The 22,850-nt window shown below is 61.5% G+C and carries 17 protein-coding genes; 10 read left to right on the plus strand and 7 right to left on the minus strand.

The annotated features are described in order from the left end of the window. Positions 1–190: 190 nt before the first annotated feature. From QD280_RS02540 to QD280_RS02550, 3 genes are all read right to left on the minus strand, one after another. Complete coding sequence (locus QD280_RS02540) at positions 191–1,813, minus strand: BCCT family transporter (protein ID WP_279838202.1); 1,623 nt, start codon at positions 1,811–1,813, stop codon at positions 191–193. 314 nt (positions 1,814–2,127) lie between these two features. Further along, positions 2,128–3,738, minus strand: a complete 1,611-nt coding sequence (locus QD280_RS02545; RefSeq protein WP_279838203.1) for a BCCT family transporter — start codon at positions 3,736–3,738, stop codon at positions 2,128–2,130. 363 nt (positions 3,739–4,101) lie between these two features. Beyond that, the gene (locus QD280_RS02550; protein ID WP_279838204.1) at positions 4,102–5,061 is read right to left on the minus strand and encodes a LysR substrate-binding domain-containing protein; all 960 of its coding nucleotides are present in this window, start codon (positions 5,059–5,061) and stop codon (positions 4,102–4,104) included. A 56-nt stretch (positions 5,062–5,117) separates the two neighbouring features. On the opposite strand from QD280_RS02550, the gene QD280_RS02555 reads away from it, so the two are divergent. The 5 genes from QD280_RS02555 (at position 5,118) to QD280_RS02575 (ending at position 11,424) form a co-directional block, all read left to right on the plus strand. Next, positions 5,118–6,023, plus strand: a complete 906-nt coding sequence (locus QD280_RS02555) for a phytanoyl-CoA dioxygenase family protein (protein ID WP_318527679.1) — start codon at positions 5,118–5,120, stop codon at positions 6,021–6,023. A gap of 82 nt (positions 6,024–6,105) precedes the next feature. Next, positions 6,106–7,353: a Xaa-Pro peptidase family protein gene (locus QD280_RS02560; RefSeq protein ID WP_215824260.1), complete on the plus strand. Its 1,248-nt coding sequence runs from the start codon at positions 6,106–6,108 to the stop codon at positions 7,351–7,353. A 291-nt stretch (positions 7,354–7,644) separates the two neighbouring features. Continuing rightward, on the plus strand, positions 7,645–8,559 hold the full coding sequence (locus QD280_RS02565) for a LysR substrate-binding domain-containing protein (protein ID WP_192838010.1): 915 nt from the start codon (positions 7,645–7,647) through the stop codon (positions 8,557–8,559). Between the two features lie 363 nt (positions 8,560–8,922). Further along, entirely contained in the window at positions 8,923–9,882 is a 960-nt protein-coding gene (locus QD280_RS02570; protein ID WP_279838205.1) for an NAD(P)-dependent oxidoreductase, read from the plus strand. Positions 9,883–9,990: 108 nt separating this feature from the next. Then, a complete protein-coding gene (locus tag QD280_RS02575) occupies positions 9,991–11,424 on the plus strand; it encodes an aldehyde dehydrogenase family protein (protein WP_107335082.1) in 1,434 nt (477 codons plus the stop codon). A gap of 307 nt (positions 11,425–11,731) precedes the next feature. On the opposite strand, the gene QD280_RS02580 is transcribed toward QD280_RS02575, so the two are convergent. The 4 genes from QD280_RS02580 to aldA form a co-directional block, all read right to left on the minus strand. Next, positions 11,732–12,490, minus strand: a complete 759-nt coding sequence (locus QD280_RS02580; protein WP_107335081.1) for an IclR family transcriptional regulator — start codon at positions 12,488–12,490, stop codon at positions 11,732–11,734. 179 nt (positions 12,491–12,669) lie between these two features. Then, positions 12,670–14,298 carry a GMC family oxidoreductase N-terminal domain-containing protein gene (locus tag QD280_RS02585; protein ID WP_279838206.1) on the minus strand — a complete coding sequence of 543 codons (1,629 nt, stop codon included), beginning with the start codon at positions 14,296–14,298 and terminating at the stop codon, positions 12,670–12,672. Positions 14,299–14,303: 5 nt separating this feature from the next. Next, positions 14,304–15,539, minus strand: coding sequence for a mandelate racemase/muconate lactonizing enzyme family protein (locus QD280_RS02590; protein ID WP_077373025.1), 1,236 nt, complete (start codon positions 15,537–15,539; stop codon positions 14,304–14,306). A 173-nt stretch (positions 15,540–15,712) separates the two neighbouring features. Continuing rightward, positions 15,713–17,137 carry an aldehyde dehydrogenase gene (aldA, locus tag QD280_RS02595; RefSeq protein WP_054555865.1) on the minus strand — a complete coding sequence of 475 codons (1,425 nt, stop codon included), beginning with the start codon at positions 17,135–17,137 and terminating at the stop codon, positions 15,713–15,715. 429 nt (positions 17,138–17,566) lie between these two features. On the opposite strand from aldA, the gene QD280_RS02600 reads away from it, so the two are divergent. From QD280_RS02600 to QD280_RS02620, 5 genes are all read left to right on the plus strand, one after another. Then, positions 17,567–17,776 carry an antibiotic biosynthesis monooxygenase gene (locus QD280_RS02600; protein WP_225347905.1) on the plus strand — a complete coding sequence of 70 codons (210 nt, stop codon included), beginning with the start codon at positions 17,567–17,569 and terminating at the stop codon, positions 17,774–17,776. 162 nt (positions 17,777–17,938) lie between these two features. Continuing rightward, positions 17,939–18,652 (plus strand): UTRA domain-containing protein, encoded by a 714-nt coding sequence (locus QD280_RS02605; protein ID WP_054555867.1) that lies wholly within the window; start codon positions 17,939–17,941, stop codon positions 18,650–18,652. Positions 18,653–18,797: 145 nt separating this feature from the next. After that, the gene (locus QD280_RS02610) at positions 18,798–19,844 is read left to right on the plus strand and encodes a putative 2-aminoethylphosphonate ABC transporter substrate-binding protein (RefSeq protein WP_200019508.1); all 1,047 of its coding nucleotides are present in this window, start codon (positions 18,798–18,800) and stop codon (positions 19,842–19,844) included. A gap of 62 nt (positions 19,845–19,906) precedes the next feature. After that, the gene (locus QD280_RS02615) at positions 19,907–21,130 is read left to right on the plus strand and encodes a putative 2-aminoethylphosphonate ABC transporter ATP-binding protein (RefSeq protein ID WP_279838207.1); all 1,224 of its coding nucleotides are present in this window, start codon (positions 19,907–19,909) and stop codon (positions 21,128–21,130) included. Then, a complete protein-coding gene (locus QD280_RS02620) occupies positions 21,127–22,818 on the plus strand; it encodes a putative 2-aminoethylphosphonate ABC transporter permease subunit (RefSeq protein ID WP_279838208.1) in 1,692 nt (563 codons plus the stop codon). Before QD280_RS02615 ends, QD280_RS02620 begins: the two co-directional genes overlap by 4 nt. Positions 22,819–22,850 lie beyond the last annotated feature (32 nt).

Genomic DNA, 22,850 nt, shown 5'->3' on the forward strand with positions numbered 1-22,850 from the left:
TCATTACGTAATGCGTATTACTTGTCCAATGCTTGAGGAAAAGACTCCTTCAATGGCCCAGGCAACGACTGACTCGGCGTGGAAGAGGATGTTGACGCATGGGAGAGCGAGTCTTCAAAGCGGCCTACCCACAGTAAAACGCCCTGTCCGAAGACAGGGCGTAGTGGGCATGCTCAGCGCAGGGTTTGGTTTACCGAGAGCTTTCTGCCGTCTTGCGAGTGCTTTCCCAGCGCAGGTGCGCTTCGGGAGAATAGCTACGTGACGGCGTGTGCTCGAGACCGATCTTGGCGGTACCGATCGACACCAGACGCAGCAGGGACGCCGTGGCGGCAATCACGATGAACAGCGCCGGCACACCGCCGAGGTTGGAGAGCATCTTGATGCCGTCAATACCCACGAAGGCCGTCATGATCCAGGCGACGGCGCCGATGGTGCAGCCCCAGATGATCTTCATGAGCAGGCGATCATTGGTATTTTCATCACTGTCACCGGCCATGGCGGCCTGGCTGTCGGTGCTGCACAGCTGGCTGATCGCTTCGGTGTTGGAGTCGGCCGCCGTCACGAAGGACAGGAAGGCGATGATCAGGAAGACGGCGCTGACCAGGGTGCTCATCGGCAGTTCGTCAAACAGGGCATAGATGACAGAGCCTGCACCAGACTCATTCAGCAGTTGGTAAAGCGCACCGCCACTTTGCATGTCGAACTGGATAGTGGAGCTTGCGAAGACGCTCACGTAGGTGATCGAGAACAGTGCCGGCGCGACCAGGTTGATCAGCATGAACTGGCGCACGGTATAGCCACGGGAAATCTTGCCCAGGAACAGGGCGGAAATCGGTGCCCATGCCATCCAGTTGGCCCAGTAGAAGATACTCCAGCTTTTCGGCCACGGATCGTCATCGAAGGCCCCGGTGAACAGGCTCTTTTGCATGAAGTTGTTGAAATACTCACCCGCAGCTTCGGTGCCATAGCCAAGAATGGTCTGGGTCGGGCCGCACAGGAAGACGAAGGCCATGAAGACGAAGAAGGCTTTGGCGTTGATGGCGGACAGACGCGCAATGCCTTTCTGCAGACCGCTGGCCGCGGAGGCGGTAAAGCAGACCACGATGGCGAGAGTCACCAGTGCCAGCATCAGCGGGCCAGTGCCGGTCCCCAGGAAGCGGTCCAGGCCGCCGGCCAATGTCATGGCGCCCGTACCCAATGACGATGCCATGCCGCAGACCAGTGCGAACAATGCCAGTGCATCCAGCGCGCGGCCCTTGCGTCCGATCAGGCGATCACCCAACAGCGGCACGAAGAGCGTGCCGAGCGAGAACGGCTTGCCCAGGTTGTAATGCATGAGGGCGAACAGCAATGCCGGGACGGTATAGATCGCATAGGGCGTGAATGACCAATGCAGGAACATCGTCGAGAGCGCAAAGCGCGCCGCCTCGGGAGAGTTCGCCGTCAGATCCAGCGACCCGGGGGGAGTATGCAGGTGATAGAGCGGTTCTGCGGTCGACCAGAACATGATGCCGACGGCCAGCGTGGTACATAGCGTGATGGAGAACCAGCGCCAGGGCGACAGGATGCGAGAAGCACTTTCCCCCCCGATACGCGTGCGACCAAGTGGCGAGAGATAGGCCACCAGGCAGGTCACGACCATCGCAAGTGAGGTGACCGAGAACAGCCAGCCGAACTTGTTCAGCACCCAATCGTTCATCGCCGTCGTGGTAGCGAGAAAGCCTTCAAGATTGATGAGGCTAGCGGCGACGGCCACCATCAGCAATATGAATGGCGGCCAGAAGACGAGTGGGCGGACGGATGAACCAAACATGCGTACTCCTATAATTTTTTATGAGGGTGCGGATCCTAACCCATAAAATTCTGTTTTGTCAGCGTTGAGATTCGCTCATCAACGGCGTATATACGCGCGCGTTCATGTAATGCGCTGGCGGGATTTCCAGAAAGTTCCGTCCGGAAATTGCGTCAGTGGCTAACGCCCTCGAGCCGTCACGCAGGCTGCATGGCCCACGACACAGTGCGGGCCATGACACTCAAGAGAAAACCACGACACCCCCGTCGCCTCTCGGCGCGGGGGTGTCGTGGTTTCTCCTAGAGGACTTGAGTATCACGCCATCTCGAGTTGGCTCAGCTGGACTGGGAAGATTGCCAGCGCTGATGGGCTTCCGCCGAATAACTGCGTGACGGCGTGTGCTCGAGGCCGATCTTGGCGGTGCCGATCGAGACCAGACGTATCAGAGACGCCGTGGCACCGATCACGATGAAGAGCGCTGGTACCCCGCCGAGGTTGGAGAGCATCTTGATGCCATCGATGCCGACGAAGGAGGTCATGATCCAGGCGACGGCACCGATGGTCGAGCCCCAGATGATCTTCATCATCAGGCGGCCCTTGCTGCGGTCTTCGCTTTCATTGCCTGCCAGAGCCTCCTGGCTATCCGAGCTGCAGAGTTGGCTGATGGCGTCGGTATTGGAGTCGGCCGCTGTCACGAAGGACAGGAAGGCGATGACCAGGAAGATCCCCCCCACCAGAGAGCTCATCGGTAACTCATCGAACAGTGCGTAGATCACCGAGCCAGCCCCGGCCTCGCTGAGGATGGTGTTGAGTGCCCCGGCGGTATCCATGTCGAGCTTCAATGTCGTGCTGCTGAACACCGCGACATAGATGATCGAGAAGAGCGAGGGCGCCACCATGTTGATCAGCATGAACTGTCGCACGGTATACCCCCGTGAGATCTTGCCCAGGAACAGGGCCGAAATCGGTGCCCATGCCATCCAGTTGGCCCAGTAGAAGATGGTCCAGCTCTGTGGCCAGGGGTCATTGTCGAAGGCCCCGGTGAACAGATTCTTGCTCATGAAGTTGGTGAAATACTCGCCAGCCGCTTCCGTGCCGTAGCCCAGGATGGTCAGCGTCGGACCGAAGGCAAACACGAAGATGAGAAAGGCGAAGAAGGCCTTGGCGTTGATGGCGGACAGGCGTGCGATGCCTTTTTGCAGACCACTGGCCGCCGAAGCGGTGAAACACAGCACGATCGCGAGGGTGACGATGCCCAGCATCAGCGGGCCCGAGCCAGTGCCGAGGAAGCGGTCGATGCCGCCTGCCAGTGTCATGGCCCCTGTGCCGAGGGATGACGCCATGCCACAGACCAGGGCGAAGAGCGCAAGTGCATCGAGCGCACGTCCCTTGCGACCGATCAGTCGATCTCCCAGCAGCGGCACGAACAGGGCCCCGAGCGAGAAGGGCTTGCCGAGGTTGTAATGCATCAGGGCAAAGATCAGCGCAGGAACGGTGTAGATCGCATAGGGCGTGAACGACCAGTGCAGGAACATGGTCGAGAGCGCGAACCGCGCGGCTTCCGGGCTATTGGCGGCAATGTCCAGCGAGGTGGGCGGCGAGTGCAGATGATAAAGCGGCTCTGCGGTCGACCAGAACATGATGCCCACGGCCAACGTGGTGCATAACGTGATGGAGAACCAACGCCATGGGGACAACAGTCGCGTCGCGTTCTCGCCGCCGATACGGGTGCGGCCCAGCGGCGAAAGATAGGCTATCAGGCAGGCCACCACCATGCTGAGCGCCGTGATGGAAAACAACCAGCCGAACTTGCTCAGTACCTGGTTGTTGAGATTGGTGGTGACAGCCAGAAAGCTGTCGAGATCGATCAAGCTCGCCAATACGGAGGCGAACAGCAGAATGAAAGGTGGCCAGAAGACCAGTGGGCGCACGGATGCTCCGAACATTTGATACTCCTCGATCTTGTTGTCGGGTGTAGCCGATCATCTTGTTGTCAGGTGTTACCGATCATCTCGGGGTGGCGCTTGACGTCTTGTCTGCGCCGATCAGGGGCCTCATCGGTAAGGGGGGGGAATGAGCGTCTGATCATGTAGGGACGATCATCTGATCTTGCAACGTCAGTGCTCGAGGAGGAGGCGGAATGACGTCAGCTTTCCGGGCTCCCTGTGACATGCAGCGAACTGCCGTGCAGCGTATTGCAGGGCAGATCGGAAAATCTTCCATCCTGTCGCAGGCAGAATGTCAGGGGTCGTAATGGAGATAGTAAAAACGCCCGTATAAGCAGCAAGACCAGTGATCCTGATGAGGACTCATCGCACTTGAGGTTTCTCTCGCAACAATTCGCGAATCATCTCTGCGCAAGTGTCGAAGATTGGATGCGTCAGGCTGGGGGAACGATGGAGTTCAATTTCGGCAGTGGGTAGCGCCGGAAGCCCTGCTTCGGTGCCCAGCTCGCACCAGTCCTCAGGCAACGAGCGTCGATCTGCCACCGTGATGGCATGGCCCTGATTGACGATGACTCTCAAGCCACTGGGGCTCTGACTGGTGGAATCGATACGCCAACTGCGTTCTGCCTGGGTCAGGGCGGACAATGCCCTCTCGCGATAGATGCATTGTTCGGGGAACAGTGCCAACGGCAGCGGAGCGGAGGGGTCCAGCACAAAGCGTTGATGCGCCGCCCACACGACAGGCTCGCGAGACAGCAGTTCCCCCTGGCGTTGTTGGTTGTGGCTGACCGCGATGACCAGATCCAGCTGGCCGGCATCGAGCTGTTCCAGCAGTTCCGTGGACATCCGGCAGTGGATGTGCGGACGGATCTGGGGGTAGCGCTCGCCGAGATGTGCCAGCAGCTGTGGCAACCAGGTGGTGGCGTAATCCTCCGGTAAGCCGAGGCGCAACGTGATCGGGTGGTCGTTTTCGCTGAGGGCGGCCACGGCTTCGCGTTGCAGTTGCAGGATGCGTCGTGCGTAACGCAGAAACGTTCGACCGGCATTGGTCAATTCCATATGACGGCTGGTTCGCATCAGCAGTCGATAGCCAAGACGCTCCTCGAGGGTGCTGATGCGCAGACTGACAGTGGACTGCGTGCGATGCAGATGCCGCGACGCCTGAGTGAAGCTCCCGCTGTCGGCCACCGTCACGAATGCCAGCAGGAGATCCGTATCCAGCGATGGCAGCGGGCGAGGGGCGTCTGTGCTTGATGTATCGGGTTTGCCGATGGATTTCATTGGAATGACTCGTTTCTCAAATGCATGGATTCTGGCCAGCATAGTGCCTGACCCACGAGCTGTCTTGTCCCCCAGCCCCACGACGTGAGGATACCTCCGTGACTGACCTGACTTCCGCGATGCCCCCGCAATTGGCCGATGCCGAGACCGTCGATCTCTCCGCGTTGGTCGATACCGAGCGTTACCCCCTGCATGACCCCCGATCTCCAGCGCTTGAGGCCACGATCGCCAAGGCGCGTGAAGATCTCGAACGTGAGGGTTGCGCCGTATTGAGAGGATTTCTGCGTCCGGAGCGCCTTGCGCAGATGCAAGCGGAAACGGCCCGTCTCGCCGAGACCGCGTTCTACAACACCCGCGAGGTGAATGCCTATTTCACGGCCGATGACGACCGCTTGCCCCAACAGGACCCGCGTCGCTTGTTCATGACGCGCACCAGTGGCTTCGTGACGCGTGACATGATCCCTGCCGATAGCCTGATGCAGCGGCTGTACGTCTCGCAGGCCATGAAGCAACTGGTGTCGGCCTGTCTTGGTCGTGAGCGGGTGTACGAGTATGCCGACCCCTTTGCCGGGCTCGTGCTCAACGTGCTGCCAGATGGCACCGAGCAACCCTGGCACTACGACACCAACGAATTCATCGTCACCATGATGACGCAACAGCCCGAGAGCGGGGGGCAGTTCGAGTATTGCCCCGGCATCCGCACCCCCAACGATGAGCACTACGCTGCCGTAGGCGAAGTGATCCGGGGAGAGTCGCGTGAAGCGGTGAAGACCCTGAGCCTCAACCCGGGCGATCTGCAGTTGTTCAAGGGGCGGTTCAGTCTGCACCGTGTCACGCAGGTGTCGGGTGTGGTCCCCCGGTTGACGGCGATCTTCGCGTATTCCGAAACGCCGGGAGTGGTCGGCCGGCTTGAACGTACGCGTCAGCTGTATGGACGAGTCTCGGAGCAGCACATTCTGGCGGAAGCTCAGCACGTCCAGCGTGCCGATGGTCTGCTCGACTGAGACGGGCGCGACATTCCCGTGACGCCTTCCCCCTTGTACGCGCCTTGGCGCTTGACCGAACTTTTCCCACAGGGCACTTCACATGAAAATGGACCTGACAGCGATGGGCATTCTGGCCCCGACCCATGCACTGGAAGACTGCGAACCGACTTCGGAAGAGATTGCGCAGATCCAATGCGACCGACTCGCGCGTGTTCGCCAGGAACTGGCCCGTCGTGATATCTCGGCGGCAGTGCTGTTCGACCCGGCCCATGTCCGCTATGCCACCGGGTCTCGCAACATGCAGGTATACAGCTCACGCAATCCCGCTCGCTACGTATTCGTCCCCGCGGCAGGGCCGGTCGTGCTGTTCGAGTTCTCGGGGTGTGAACACCTGGCCAGCCATCTGCCGACCGTGGACGAGATTCGTCCGGCCAAGGCGATTTCCTATTACTTCAATGAGAAGAATACACAAGACGTCACCAGGGCCTGGGCGGATGAAATCATTGACCTGGTGCGCCAGTGTGGCGGAGGTGAGCGGATCGCCCTCGAAAGCGCGACTGCAGAAGCCGCTTTCATGCTCGAGCAGCGTGGCTATCAGGTGTTGGATGCCCATGAGCCCCTTGAGCAGGCACGTGCCATCAAGGTACCCAACGAGATAAAGATGATTCGCTCCTCCCTGAGAGCGGTCGAGGAGGGGGTGCGCAAACTGGAGACCTCCATCCGTCCTGGCGTCACCGAGAATCACGCCTGGTCGCGGCTGCACCAGCACATCATCGAGACAGACGCCGATTTCATCGAGACACGCCTCATGAATTCCGGGCCGCGCACGAACCCCTGGTTCCAGGAATGTTCCGACCGTGTCATCCAGGCAGGAGAACTGGTCGCACTGGATACCGATGTGGTGGGACGTTACGGATACTATGCGGATTTCTCGAGAACCTTCCTGTGTGGTTCCGGGGAGGCCAGCGCCGAGCAGAAATCGCTCTATCGCATGGCGTATGACCAGATCCAGACCAACATGGAAAATCTCAAGCCCGGGGTCAGCTTCAAGGAATACGCCGAACGCGCCTGGCGAATCCCTCCCGCTTACCGCGCGCGTCGTTACTTTGCCCTGGCGCATGGTGTCGGGATGAACGGCGAGTATCCCTACATCGTTCATCGCGAGGATATCGAGGACAAGGGTTACGACGGCATCCTCAAGCCGGGGATGACGCTGTGTGTGGAGAGCTATATCGGGCATGAGTCCGGTGGTGAAGGCGTCAAGCTCGAAGAGCAGCTGTACATTCGTGACGATGGTCAGGTGGAGCTGTTGTCCGACTACCCCTTCGACGAGCGCCTGCTGAGCTAGGCTGCCTGAGTCAGGCTGGTTGAGTCAGGCTGGTTGAGCCGGGCCGGTTGAGCCGGCCACGGGTAGCTTGCCGACGCGCATCGGCATTACGCGGCATGGCGGCTTTGGTAACATGAGGTCAATTGTGCGGGTGGCTGTCAGCGACGGTCACCCGCTTTGCCATTGTCTCATGGCGAAAGAGGGCCAGATGGCAGCCGTGTGCCGTGAACGGGAGAGAGTGTCGAGAACGTCTATCGTTCATGGGATACCGGTTGCTTCCTGCTCGCCTTTTGCCTTTCGTGAGTGTCGTCTATGCCAACCCCTCTGCCACTGCAGAAACTGCCGCCCTTGAGTTCGCTGAAAGGGTTTGAAGCTGCTGCGCGTCTGCTGAGTCTCCGCGCGGCTGCCGAGGAGCTGAACCTGACGCATCCGGCCATCGCCAACCAGATTCAGCGTCTCGAAGAGAGTCTGGAGGTGAAACTGTTTGCCCGTGAAGGCCGTCATGTGGTGCTGACGGCGGCTGGCGAGCGTTTCTATCCGGTAGTGCGTGAAGCGCTGGCGGGCCTGGTGCAAGGCGCCGAGTCTCTGCGCCAGATGCAGCATGCCCAGCCGCTGACGATTCAGGTCTATGTGACGACCTCGATTCGCTGGTTGGCACCTCGCTTGTCGCATTTCCAGGCCATGCATCCTGAAGTCGAGCTCAAGCTGATGACGTGCAGTCTCGGCTGGGAGTTCGATGAGGCCAATGCCGATGTCGGTATCGTCTTCCGCGATGCGCCGCTGGCGGACCACCTGCACTGGCAGCCGTTGTTCGAGTCACGCCTCCTCCCGGTATGCAGCCCCCAGCTGCTGGGCGACGATGCACACCCGGTTCCCGCGGATGCCTTGAAGACGCTGCCGTTGATCGGGGTCTACACCGAGGGCTGGAATTGGGAGAGTTACTTCGAGGCATTGTCGCTAGGCCCTTGTCCCACCCGGAATTGCATCGTGGTCGACACCCTGGCAGTCGCCCTGGAGATGGCGGCGCGCGGGGAGGGCGTCGCACTGGTCAACGGGCCCTTTGCCGACGATGACCTGGCGAACGGTCGACTCATCAACCCGACCGGGCAGGTGACGACCGGGCGCGGTGAATGGGGGGCTGTCTGTCATCGCGAGCTGGAGCGGGATCCGCGCGTCGCGACCCTCCTTGGCTGGCTGGAGGCACAGAGTCGCAGCGTGCCCACCTGATCCGCCAGAGCGAGAGCTGTTACGTGACAACGCCACCTTCGGGTGGCGTTTTTTGTTTCCGGGTTCTGAGTTCTGAGTTCTGGGCTCTGGGTTCTGTGTTCTGAGTTATGGGGGGCTGGGCATCTGGCATCTGCCGGTTGATCGCTGTTCGCTATTTGCTGTTCGTTCGGAGACGTGGGGTCTGGGGGACTCACAAAAATTGTTACCAATTGCCAAATTCTTATGAATTGTTGGCAGGCAGGTCGGCCAGTAGGGTGAGCTTCAAGATGACATGGGCCACGACGGACAGGATTCCACTCCGTCCCAAGCGGCCCGGTGCAGTACACCGGACAGCCAGCAGGCAGACAGCAAAGAGGACAGCACATGAAAGTCGGATTCATCGGTCTCGGTAACGTGGGTGGCAAGCTGGCAGGTAGTCTGCTGCGCAATGGACATGACGTCACCGTGCGTGACCTTGACCCGGAAGCCGCCAAGCCTTTCCTCGCGCAGGGTGCCAAGTGGGCGGATTCTGCCAAGGAACTCGCCGAAGCCAACGACATGGTCATCACCTGCCTGCCGTCTCCGGCTGCCTGCAGCGCCGTGATGGAAAGCGACGACGGCATCATCGCCGGTCTGCGTGAAGGCAAGATCTGGCTCGAGATGAGCACTACCGACGACGGCGAACTGCGTCGTATCGCCGACAAGGTGCTGGCCACCGGTGCCAAGGCACTGGAAGCACCGGTCTCCGGCGGCTGCCACCGCGCCGCCACCGGCAATATCTCCATCTTCGTCGGCGGTGACCGCGAATCCTTCGAGCAGGTGCTGCCGGTGCTGACCAACCTGGGGCGTCGAGTTCTGCACACCGGGGAGCTGGGTACCGCCTCCGTGCTCAAGGTGATGACCAACTATCTGGCCACCGCCAACCTGTGCGCCGTCGCCGAAGCCCTGACCGTCTGCAAGAAGGCCGGCATGGACATGAACACCACCTACGAGGCGATCAAGATTTCCTCGGGCAACTCCTTCGTCCACGAGACCGAGTCCCAGGTCATCCTGAACGGAAGCCGCAACATCAGCTTCACCATGGATCTGGTGCTCAAGGATGTCGGCCTGTTTGACACCCTGGCCAAGAACCTGGATGTGCCGCTGGAAATCTCCCCGATGCTGATGGACATCTTCCGCGATGGTCAGGAGCGCTTCGGTCCGCGTGAGTGGTCCTCCAACATCATCCGTCGTCTCGAGGAAGCCGCCGATGTCCGTGTGCTCGGCACCGGCTTCCCGGCAGAGCTGACTGATGACGAGCCGGAAGAAGTCGGCTACGAAGTCGGCGTTACCGGCCGCAGCTGAGCCGTGAAGACTGCCCCGGAGCGCCGTGCGAATGGTCTCCGGGGCATTTGCGTTTGAGACTCACCCTCAGGGAAAGTGTTATCTCCCACCAGCAACGAGAGGTCTGGCATGCAACATCACGACAACTTCTACATCAATGGCCACTGGCAGGCACCCTTCGGGCGCGAGCGCATGGAGGTCATCAATCCGGCCACCGGCGAGCTGTGCGCCAGTGTGCCGCGCGCCGGTGAGCAGGATGTGGAGGCTGCCATCATGGCAGCACGTCAGGCGCTGCCTGCCTGGTCCACGACATCTGCGCAGGAACGCCACGATATCCTGATGGCGGCAGCGGATGAGATGCAGCGTCGCTTCGATGAGCTGCGCGACGTGCAGGTGCTCACCATGGGTTGCCCGGTGCAATTGGCCGGCGCGCTGCACGTGGAAGGCCCCATCGAAGGCATGCGTTACTACGCCGAACGTGCCTTCCAGATGGAAGAGGACGAGCGCAAGGGCGATGTGACTCTGATGCGCGAGCCCATCGGTGTCTGCTCGCTGATCAACCCGTGGAACTATCCGCTGCATCAGTTGATCGGCAAGCTGGCCCCGGCGCTGGCGGCAGGCTGCACCGTGATCGCCAAGCCGGCGGAGCAGACGCCGCTGCAGGACTTCATCATGGCCGAGATCTTCGAGAAGGTCGGTCTGCCTGCTGGCGTCTTCAATGTGGTGACGGGCGAGGGCAGCGAGATCGGCCCGGTGATGTCCGGCCATCCGCAGGTCGACATGGTGTCCTTCACTGGCTCGACCATTGCCGGTAGCAAGGTCGCCGAGAGTGCCGCGCCCACCGTCAAGCGGGTCTGTCAGGAACTGGGCGGCAAGTCGCCGCTGCTGGTGACGGAAGATGCCGACCTGGCCGCGGCCGTGCGCTTGAACGTCGAGAACGTGATGGCCAACACCGGTCAGACCTGCGACGCCTTCACGCGTCTGCTGGTGCCGCGTTCGCGCATGGAAGAGGCGACCCGCCTGGCGGTCGAGATCGCCAATGAGCAGGTGGTGGGTGACCCGAATGATCCGGCGACCACCATGGGGCCGCTGGTCTCCCAGCGTCAGCGCGAGCGGGTGCTTGATCTGGTGCAGCGGGCCATCAATGACGGTGTCGAGCTGGCGCTGGGTGGCGTCGAGCCGCCCGAAGGGCTCGAGAAGGGCTGCTATGTGCGGCCGACCATCTTCACCAATGTCAGCAATGAAATGGAGATCGCCCGTGAGGAGGTCTTCGGCCCGGTGCTGTGCATCCTGCCCTACGACGACGTGAAGCAGGGGATCGCCATCGCCAATGACAGCGTCTATGGCCTGTCATCTGCAGTCTATGCGCGTGACGCCGAGGCAGCATTGCCGATCGCCCGCTGCATGCAGGCAGGGCAATGCTATCTGCAAGGGGCAGAGTTCTCCTTCGATGCGCCCTTCGGTGGCTACAAGCGTTCCGGCAACGGCCGTGAATGGGGCGACGAAGGCCTGGCCGAATATGTCGAGGTCAAGGCACTGCTCGGCGCGCCGGTCATCTCCTGACAGGAGGCGATTGACGCCGCCGTGATGCCACGCAAGATACCCGTGATTCGTGAGGCCAGGGTGGCCTTGTGAATCACGGGTATCTTGCATTCGCGCCATCGACCATTCGCGCCATCGACAAAAGACACCCTCAAGGCGCTTGTCGGCTGTCGCGGATGCGCTTCGCTATCAGAGCAACGCCCATCGCGTCTGTCACATCGCTGAGTACTGAAAAATACCTATATGCTCAGTGCTAAAAATACTTATATATAGTGGCAAGACTTTGTGCGGTGCAGCATAAATGGCTCGTCAGGTGCCGTTTTCGACCTCAGATGATGCGCGAGGACAGCTGACGCGCCGCCTGAACCAGATGCTTGGAGTAGGCGCGAGCCTGCTGCGGATTCAGGCAGTCCTGGCTGATGACGGCGCTGATGGCGGCAATGGGCTCGTTGCGCATGTTCAGCACAGGCGCCGCGATACAGCTCAGCTGTCCTTCGGCCTCGCCGCTGGACACCGCATATCCCAGGCGTTGTGCACGTTCAAGCTCGGCATCCATCTCGTCACGGCGTTCGGCCAGGCCGGGCGTACTCCGCGTCGCAGCCTCCAGATACAGTTGGCATGAGGCCTCGGGGCGCATGGCGAGAATCGCCTTGCCGGCGGCACAGGCGTGCTGGGCCATGGTCTTGCCGATGTAGAGGTTGTAGCTGCCACTGCCGGAGGCATCGACCTTCGAGATCACCACCACCTGATCCCCGATGGGGATGCACAGGAAGATCGAGCGGTGAATCTCGTTCTTAAGAATCTCGGCGATGGGGTAGAAGACCGGAATCAGGCTCTGCTTGTTGTAGATCGTCGAGGAGATCTGGAAGATGCGCGAGCCGATGCAGTAGGACTTCTTGCGACCGGGATCGTGGGCGACCAGCTGATGGTGCAGCAGGGAGTTGATCACGCGGTGTCCGGTGGCAGGCGAGATGCCGGTGGACTCGCAGATTTCCGAGAGCGTCAGCGGGTAGGAGGCTGCCGCAAGCAGATCCAGAATCATGACACTGTGGTCGACGGCAGGGGCTTTGGTCTTCTCGTGATTCATGAACGCGGGGACACTCCGAAACGCGAATCTCGGTCACAGACGGCGTGCATCCGGGGCTGTGACACTTTGACGACGGATGAACGATGCCACACGGCATCTCTCATGCGCTGAAAATAAAACGGCCCATAGGGTACCAGACCCATGGGCCGTGCGCGGGTTGTTTGGTGGCTGACCTCGGCTCACTCGGTGTGATCGGCCAGCACCAGGTCCGCGCCTTTTTCCGCCACCATCATCACCGGCGCATTCAGATTGCCGGAGGTGATATTGGGGAAGATGGCGGCATCGATGACGCGCAGCCCCGCCACACCATGCACCTTCAGCCGGCTGTCGACCACGGCGTTCGCCTTGTCCGGGCCCATCGCGCAGGAGCCGCACAGGTGGTAGATGGAGCCTCCCTGAGAGCGGAAGTACGCAAGCATGCTGTCCTCATCCTGGACCGTCTCGGCCGGGGCGACCTCGCACTCGGTGATGGCCTTGAGCGCGGGCGCGCCCATCAGCTTGCGCACCAGGCGACTGCCCTGGATGACCTCATCAATGTCTTTCTGGGTGCTGAGGTAGTTGGGGCAGATGGTCGCCGGCGCCGCCGGGTCTGCCGAGGCCAGTGAAATGCTGCCACGGCTGGTCGGCCTGCAGGAATTGAAGGCCAACAGGAAGCCGGAATACGGCTCCGGCGTCAGCTTGGCCTTCGGGTCGTTGGGAATCTGGTAGGACATCGGATTGAAGTAGAGCTGGATGTTCGGCTCTGACTCCGCGTCGCTTCCGCGGAAGAATCCCCCGGCCTGATTGACGCTCATGCCCAGCGGTCCGCTGCGATTGACCAGATACTGCAGTCCCGCCTTGGCCTGGCCCCAGAAGGACGCGAAGTCGTCATTCAGCGTGGTGCGATTGGCGCGGTAGTAGTAGCTGGCGCACAGGTGGTCCTGCAGATTCTGACCGACGGCCGGCAGGTCTACCTGCGTCTGGATACCATGCGTGGCCAGCGCCTCACGCTCGCCGATCCCCGAAAGCTGCAGAAGCTTCGGGGAATCCACGGCGCCAGCGCAGAGAATGACTTCGCGACGCGCCGTCACCTCGATGACTTCGTCATCAAGCCGGTAGACGACACCCGTGGCGCGCTTGCCGCCATCAGGCGTCTCTTCCAGCATCACGCGCTCCACCCGACAGATATGCTTGAGCGTGAGGTTGTCGCGTGACAGCGCCGGCTTCAGATACGCGGTATTGCTGGAATCCCGCTGTCCCTTGCGGATGTTGGCCTCATAGATGCCAGCACCCTCGAAGTGTTCGCCATTGAAATCATCATTGAGCGTGTAACCCAGCTCGCGGGCCCCTTCCAGCCACGACTGGCAGATCGGGTGCGCGCCATGTTTCAGCGGCGTGATGCCAATCGGCCCCTGGCCGGAGCGATACTCGGTGTCGCCATCCGGGTGGCATTCAAGACGCTTGAAGTAGGGCAGTACCTCGCGATAGGACCAGCCGTCGTTGCCGGCGCGCGCCCAGTCATCGAAGTCCGAGGCCTGGCCCCGGACATAGATCATCGCATTGATGGAGCCGGAGCCACCCTGCACCTTGCCGCGGGGGGTATAGATCTTGCGCCCCCCCATCGCGGCTTCTTCCTTGCTGTAATACATGTAGTTGTAGGTCGGGTTGTAGTAGGTCTTGGCGAACCCGACCGGCACCTTGATCCAGGGCGAGGTGTCCTTGCCGCCGGCCTCCAGTAGCAACACGCTGTGGCGTCCGCTGGCGCTGAGCCGGTTGGCGAGGATGCACCCCGCTGACCCGGCACCGACAATGATGAAATCGTATTGCATCGGCGTTACGCCTCCGGCTTGCGCTTCCAGTCGGTGCTGGACTGTTCCTTCACGTCATAGGGACGCGGGTCCATGCTCAGGTGCAGGGTTCGGCCGGTGTAAGGCGAATTAGCCTTGACCACGTCCATGTCCAGCTCAACCCCCAGGCCCGGCTTGGTGGACGGGATGATGTAGCCATCACGCCACTCGATCTTCTCCTTGAGCACATCGGCGTGGAAGCCATCCCAGGTACCGATGCTTTCCTGAATCAGGAAGTTGGGCGTGGCGGTCGCCAGCTGGATGCTGGCCGCGGCGCCGACCGGGCCGTTGTAGAGATGCGGGGCGATCTGGGCGTAATAGACTTCTGCCAGCGCCGCGATCTTCTTGCCTTCCAGAATGCCGCCGACGCGTCCCAGGTTCATCTGCAGGATGGAGGCCGCGTTGTTCTTGAGCACATCGTGGAATTCGTACTTGGTGGTCAGGCGCTCACCGGTCGCGACCGGGATGGAGGTGTGGTCTGCCACGCGCGCCATGGCTTCGCTCTGTCCCGGCGGCACCGGCTCTTCCAGCCACAGCGGGTCATACGGCTCGAGATACTTGGCGAGACGAATGGCGGATGCCGGCGTCATCTGGCCGTGGGTGCCGAACAGCAGATCACAGCTGTTGCCGACCGCTTCGCGGATGCGGCGGCAGAAGGTGGCGCTCTTGTCCATGCCTTCCAGAGACAGCATCTGGCCGGAGTAGGCGGTGTAGGGGCCGGCCGGGTCGAACTTCAGCGCGGTGAAGCCCTTCTCGCGGTTTTCCAGTGCGCATTCGACAGCCAGCTCGACGTTGTCATAGTCGTAGTTGCCGCGTGCATCCTTGGGGTACAGGTAGGTATAGGAGCGCAGCTTGTCGTGGACCTTGCCACCGATCAGCTCATACACCGGCAGACCGGCCGCCTTGCCGACGATGTCCCAGCAGGCCATCTCGAGACCGCTGAGCACACCCATCATGGTGAGGTCAGGGCGTTGGGTGAAGCCACTGGAGAAGGCTTCGCGGTACAGACGTTCAATATGATGCGGGTTCTTGCCTTCCAGATAACGCGAGAAGACATCGGCGATCGCCTTGCTCATGACTTCCGGGTGGAAGGTGGCGGCATAGACTTCACCGACCCCTTCGATGCCGCAAGCGGTACGCAGCTGAACGAAGATCCAGTACATGCCGCCGACGTGGGGCGGCGGAGTGGCGACGATGTGTGTCTCGCAACTGACAACTTTCATGGTGGCAGGCCTTTCAGTGGTCACTGGCTAGCAGGAGGTTATGGATGCGCACTGCCTGGCATGCCGTCATTCGACGCCAACAGCGCGCTTCCGGAAAGAAATGGGGTAGGGCGTCAGCGCCTCCGGGGGAGAGGGTTCCCCGAAGGCGTGACAGGTAAAACGGAATGGCGTGATCAGTAGTTCATCACGACCAGACGGGTCTGGGTGTAGTCGAGCATGCCGTGCTTGCCATCATCACCGCCCAGGCCAGAGCGCTTCCAGCCGGCGTGGTAGCCCTGGTAGGGGTCCGCCGGGGTGCGGTTGATGTAGAGCTCGCCGGCTTCGATGTTGTTGGCGACCTTCATGGCGGTGCGATAGTTCTCGGTGAAGACCACGGAGGCCAGACCGAACTGGTGGTCATTGGCCAGTGCCAGCGCTTCATCCACATCGCTGTAGGTCAGCACCGGCAGTACCGGGCCGAAGATCTCTTCCTGCACGATCTCCATGTCCTGGCGGCAACCGGTCAGCAAGGTCGGCGGGTAGAAGTGACCCTTGCCCTCGGGGATATAACCGCCGATTTCCAGAGTGGCGCCGTCATCGATGGCGCGTTCCACCATCTGATGGATGTTGAGACGGGAATTCTCGTTGATCAGCGGCCCCATCAGGCTGGCATCTTCCAGACGGTTGCCGAACTTGACGCCTTCCATCTGCTGCTTCAGCTGGGCGACGAAATCGTCATAGACGGATTCGTGCACATAGACACGCTCGATGGCGGTACACAGCTGGCCACAGTTGGTGAGGGTAGAGGCCGCGATCTGTGCCGCTGCCTTGGCCAGGTCGGCATCCGGCTCGACGATGGCCGGTGACTTGCCGCCCAGTTCCAGTGAGGACTTGGCGATGTTGACCTGGGAATATTCCAGCACCTTGCGACCGGCGCCGACGCTGCCGGTCAGGGTGATCATGCCCACCTTGGGGTGCGTGCAGACGGCTTCCGCGGTGCCGTGGTCCATCGCCAGGATATTGACGATGCCTGCCGGAATGCCGGCATCCTGAATCGCCTTGGCGATCTCGAAGGCGGAGGTAGGGGTGTTGTTGCTCGGACGCACGACCACGGCATTGCCGGTAATCAGCGCCGGGGCGATCTTGCGCAGCAGGGTGAACACCGGGTAGTTGAACGGAATCAGGCAGGCCACGACGCCGATGGGCTCACGCTGCAGCAGCAGGCTTTCATTGGGAGTGTCGCTGGGGACGATCTCGCCCTCGATACGACGTGCCCACTCGGCGTGGTAGCGCGTGATGTCGGCGGCGTAGACGGCTTCATTGGTGGCGTCTTCCAGGCTCTTGCCGGATTCATCTGCCAATGCCTGGCCGATGGCATCCTTGCGCGCCATCAGAGCCTCGGCAAGCTTGTGCATGTAGCCGGCACGCTCGGTGCTGGTCTTGGCACGCCAGTCCTTCTGAGCCTTGGCCGCAATGCTCACCGCTTCAAGCGCTTCGTCAGTGGTTGCTGCCTGCACCTGACCTACCAGTGCTTCGGTGGCCGGGTTGTAGACCGAAATCATCTCGCCCTGGGATGAGGCGACGAATTCGTTGTTGATGAAGTTCTTGTCAGTGCGCATGCATCACTCCTCCTGAATTTGGCCTACAGGCTATGAAGTGACGCCAAAGGTGTCAAACTGTTTTTCACATGTAGAAATAGATTTCCGTATATAGAATTTTGTTTGGGAATTATAGTTGGGCGAGTACTGCTGGTGGGAATGGCGTGAAGGTGATTTCGTACGCCATTGCCTACCCATGGCCATCAGTCTGGAAACAGGGAAATCAGCGTCCTGTCAGTGCGTTCAGCAACAACTGGTCATCCTTGTTGCCGGGTACTCCAGCGTTTCCGCGTTCAAGGTTTCATTGAAAGTCTTTCTCCGCGCCGCGGGTTTTTCAGCCAGGCAGCGAAAGATAGTGTCAGTCACTTCCCGAGACAGAGCTGCTGCCACGTGACGCAGCAGGTCTTGCCGTTGGGCCGATGACAACCATTGACTATAAGGGGCATCTCCATGCTCACCTTGATCGTGAAATTTGACGTCAAGCCCGAACAACTCGCTACCTTCAAGCAGGCCTTGGCTGACAACAAGCTGGGCTCAGCGGCTGAACCGGGGATGCTGGAAATGCGTTTCTTCGCGGCCAAGGATTCTCCCACCGCCATCCACGCCTGTGAGCTCAACCAGGCGGCTGTCATGAAATCCTGCAGCGTCAGCGGCACATAAGCTGGCAGGCCAGTGCGAGTCACGCGAATGTGATAGTTTCTGGAGCATCCAGCCGTTTGTCGGCGCAGAGTCCCGGGCATTTTCTTCGCCGGCGGGGCAAGCGGCGCCATGTTATTACCCGGTAGTGGCAACCCTCTTCATCTTTGGTCAGGACTCCTCGTCATGAGTGATGCGTATTACCTCCACCTTACCGATCGCCTGCGCGAACAGCTGAAGGATCCTGATGCCTTTGAAGAGGGGCGTTTGCCTTCTGAACGAGTGCTGGCCGAGCGCTTCGATACCACGCGCGTGACGTTGCGTCAGGCGTTGGGGCAGCTGGAGGGAGAAGGGCGCATTCATCGCAGCAATCGCCGTGGGTGGTTCGTGTCGCCGCCACGGCTGGATTACGACCCCACGCGTGACTCCGGCTTCAATGACTATGTGACGGCGCAGGGACGGCGGCCACGGACGGAAGTGCTGCTGACCGATGTTCAGGCCTACCCACCGGCTGCGCAAGCGCTGGGCCTGGCGGCCCAGACACCGCTCTATCATATTCGCCGCCGGCGTTTCGTGGATGAGCGCGCAGTGCTCAGCGAGTCGATGTGGGTGGTGCCGGAGCGCGCCCCGGGGCTGCTCGAGGAGGGCCAGTTCGGGGTGTCACTGTGGGCGGAGCTGCGCGGGCGCTACGGCCTGACGCTGGCCCACCGTGAGCTGCGCTTCTACTCCGAGTCGCTGGGGGAGCAGGCCGCCCGGGAGCTGGGGGTCGCCATGGGCAGCCCCGGTCTGACCGTGCGTCGCGCTACCTTCGATGAGCAGCATCGTCCCATCGGCTATGACGAAGAGCGCTGGCTGCACAATGCGCTGTGCATCACCGTCACGCTCAAGAACAAGCCCTGAGCCCGCGCTGCAGGGACACTATATGAGATAACACTGTTTCACCGGGCCTTCAACTGACTGTCACGGGGGTGTCATTCGGCCCGCTCATACTCTTGGTATATACCAGATGGTGAGAGCCATTCATTCCAAGCGTTGGAGAGTCCCGATGTCCTTCTTGACCCGTTCCTTCCTCACCCGTTCCTTGCTGGCCAGTGCCGTTGGTCTGGTCGTTTCCCTCAATGCCCAGGCGGCCACCGAGCTCACCGTCTATACCGCGGTGGAGTCCGATGATCTGCAGAAATATGCCGAGCGCTTCCAGCAGGCGCACCCGGATATCGACATCAAATGGGTGCGCGACTCCACGGGCGTGATCACCGCACGATTGCTTGCCGAGAAGGACAACCCGCAGGCGGATGTGGTGTGGGGCCTGGCCGCGACCAGCCTGCTGGTGCTCGAGAAGGAAGGCATGCTGTCGCGTTATGCCCCCAAGGGAGTCGAGGCGCTGGATAGCAAGTTCGTCGACCCCGCCTACCGTGATGGCCAGGACCCGTCCTGGGTCGGGATGGACGCCTGGGTCGCCTCGCTCTGCTACAACACCGTCGAAGGTGAGCGACTGGGAGTGCCCAAGCCGACGTCCTGGGAAGACCTCACGCGTCCCGAGTTCAAGGGCCACGTGATCATGCCCAATCCGAGTTCTTCCGGTACCGGCTATCTGGATGTCGCCAGCTGGTTGCAGCTGTGGGGTGACGAGGGCGGCTGGGAGTACATGGACCGCCTGCACGACAACATTGCCCGCTATACCCACTCAGGCTCCGCGCCCTGCAATCTGGCCGGTTCCGGCGAGGCCGTGGTCGGTGTGTCCTTCGCCTTCCGAGGCGCACGCCTCAAGGCACAGGGCGCACCGGTGGATCTGGTCTTCCCCGAGGAAGGGCTGGGCTGGGACATGGAAGCCGCGGCGATCATGAAGGGCACCGACAAGCGTGAGGCGGCGCAGACACTGATGGATTGGGCAGTCTCCAAGCCGGCCAATGAACTCTACAACGAAGGCTATGCGGTCGTGGCCTATCCGGGGGTGGCCAAGCCGATCGAGCATTATCCGGCCAATATCACCGAGATGATGATCGAGGCTGACTTTGCCAAGGCGGCCAATCAGCGGGATGCAGTGCTCGCCGAATGGCAGCGCCGTTACGACGGCAAGTCCGACAGTCAGTAAGTCACGCCTAGCCACCTTCGTCATTGCCCCGGCGCCTTGCGCCGGGGTCGGGAGTTTCTCGCATGTCTCTTGTGACCGCCCCCCCGCGTCATCACGCCTCGCGTCAAGCGCCGCCAGCGACTGCCGGCGCCTCGCCGCGCGCGGTATCCGCCCCTGCAGCCCGGGCGCCTGCGCGTGACGCAGTGCCTCAGGCACTCACCACGCGTTCTGCGTCGTCAGACAGCATCCACCTCAAGATCAGCGGCCTCACCAAGCGCTATGGCCAGTTCACGGCCCTGAGCGAGATCGACCTCGCGATCCGCGAAGGCGAGTTCGTGTGCTTCCTCGGCCCCTCCGGCTGTGGCAAGACCACCTTGCTGCGCGCCATCGCCGGGCTTGCGCCGCAGAGCGAAGGCACCATCCACCAGCGCGGCCAGGACATCTCGCGTCTGCCGCCCCAGGCGCGCGACTTCGGCATCGTCTTCCAGTCCTATGCGCTGTTCCCCAATCTCACCGTGTTCGACAACGTGGCCTATGGGCTGCGCAATCGGCGCGATGCGCGTGATGCGATGCGTCGTCGCGTGACGGAGCTGCTCACCCTGGTGGACCTGGCCGGCAGTGAAGGCAAGTATCCGGCGGCCCTGTCCGGGGGCCAGCAGCAACGCGTGGCACTGGCACGAGCGCTGGCGACCGAGCCGGGGCTGCTGTTGCTCGATGAGCCGCTGTCGGCGCTGGATGCGCGCGTACGTCTGCATCTGCGCAGTCAGATCAAGGCGCTGCAGGCACGGCTGGGCGTCACCACCATCATGGTGACCCACGACCAGGAAGAGGCCCTGGCCATGGCGGACCGCATCGTGGTGATGAACCATGGCGTGATCGAGCAGATCGGCACCCCCGCCGAGATCTACCGTCAGCCGGCGAGCGCCTTCGTGGCCGAATTCATCGGCAGCATGAACTTCCTGCAATGCTGTCCCGAGAACGCCAATACCCTGCGTCTGGGCCAGCAGCGTCTGGAATGTGCGGCGCATGATCTTGAGGGTCTGGATCAGGCGCGTCTGGCCATTCGCCCGGAAGCCGTCTCATTGTGCGCAGTGGGTGAGGGGCTGTCGGCGCAGGTGGATCACGTCGAGTTTCTCGGCGCCTTCCTGCGTATCACTCTGACGCTTGAGGGCTGTGGGCAGACACTGTCGGCGGATGTGGCGCTCAAGGACAGCGAGTCACTGGGCGTGCGGGTCGGTGCCCGGGTGGGTGTGCGTCTGCCCTCCGAGGCGATCCGCCTGTATCCGTTGGTGGAGGCGCAGGCATGATGGCGCGCGCATTGCCCTTGTCGGGTCGGCTGTCAGGCGAGGCCGGCTTGCGTCTGTTGATGTTGCTGCTGGCCCTGGCGCTGCTGGTCATCGGGCTGCTGTTGCCGCTCGCCACCATGCTGATCAAGAGCGTGCAGGACCGCAGCGGCGACTTCGTCGGCCTGGCCAACTTCGCGCGCTATGTGCAAACGCCGGCGCTGGTCGGCTCGATCATCAATTCCGTCAGCATCGCGTTGATCAGTACCCTGACGGTGGTGAGTCTGGCGTTTCTGTGCGCGTACGGCATCACCCGCACCTGCATGCCGGGCAAGCGCGTCTTCCGCATGCTGTCCATCCTGCCGCTACTGGCTCCGTCACTGCTGCCAGCCATCAGCCTGGTGTATCTGTTCGGCAATCAGGGCTGGTTCAAGGATGTGCTGCTAGGGGAGAGCATCTACGGCCCCATCGGCATCGTGATGGGCATGACCTTCTGGATCTTCCCGCATGCGCTGATGATCATGATGACGGCGCTCAGCAACAGCGATGCCCGTCTCTATGAAGCCGCGGATGCACTGGGAACGCCCAAATGGCGCAGCTTTCTGACCATCACCTTGCCGGGCGCGCGCTACGGCATCATCTCCTGTGCCTTCGTGGCCTTCACGCTGGCGATCACCGATTTCGGCGTGCCGAAGATCATCGGCGGGCAGTTCAGTGTGCTGGCCACCGATGTCTATCGTCAGGTGGTGGGGCAGCAGAACTTCCAGATGGGCGCGGTGGTCAGCGTCATCCTGCTGTTGCCGGCCTTGCTGTCCTTCGCGGTGGACCGCTGGATCCAGCGCCGTCAGGTCGCGCAGCTCTCGGCGCGCGCCGTGCCCTGGCAGCCGACGCCAAGCCCGCTGCGCGACTGGGTCTTCGCGCTGCTCTGCTACGGCGTGGCCGCCGCGATTCTGGCCGTGATCGGCACCGCCATCTATGCCTCGCTCGTGCAGTTCTGGCCCTACAACCTGAGCCTGACCCTGGATCACTACGCCTTCAAGGCGCTGGCGGGCGGTGGCTGGGACGCGTGGCTCAACTCGCTGACGCTGGCCTTCTGGGTCACCTTGATCGGCACGCTGGTCATCTTCTTCAATGCCTGGCTGACCGAGAAGAGTCAGGGCTATCGCCCGCTGCGCCAGGGGCTGCACTTCATGGCGATGATGCCGATGGCCGTGCCGGGCATGGTGCTGGGTCTGTCCTACATCTTCTACTTCAACCAGGCCGACAACCCGCTGAACTGGATCTACGGCACCTTCGCGATTCTGGTGCTCAACACCCTGGTGCATTTCTATACCGTCTGCCATCTGACCTCGGTGACTGCGCTCAAGCAGCTCGATGGGGAATTCGAGGCGGTCGGTGCCTCACTCAAGGTGCCGTTCTGGAAGACCTTCTGCCGCATCACCTTGCCGGTGTCCCTGCCGTCAGTGCTGGATATCTCGGCCTATCTGTTCATGAACGCGATGACGACCGTCTCGGCGGTGGTATTTCTCTACAACAGCGATACCCGACTGGCCTCCATCGCGGTGATGCATCTCGACGAAGCCGGGCACTTCGCCAGCGCGGCCGCCATGGCAGTACTGATCTTCTTCACCTGTCTGGGCGTCAAGCTGCTGCATGCGGTGGTCAGTCATCTGCTGTTGACCCGTGCCCAACGCTGGCGACAGGCGATCTGATACGCCGTTGGCCGTCTTTTTTTTGTGCAAAT

The organism is Cobetia sp. 1AS1 (genome assembly GCF_029846435.1).
Taxonomy (GTDB): domain Bacteria; phylum Pseudomonadota; class Gammaproteobacteria; order Pseudomonadales; family Halomonadaceae; genus Cobetia; species Cobetia amphilecti.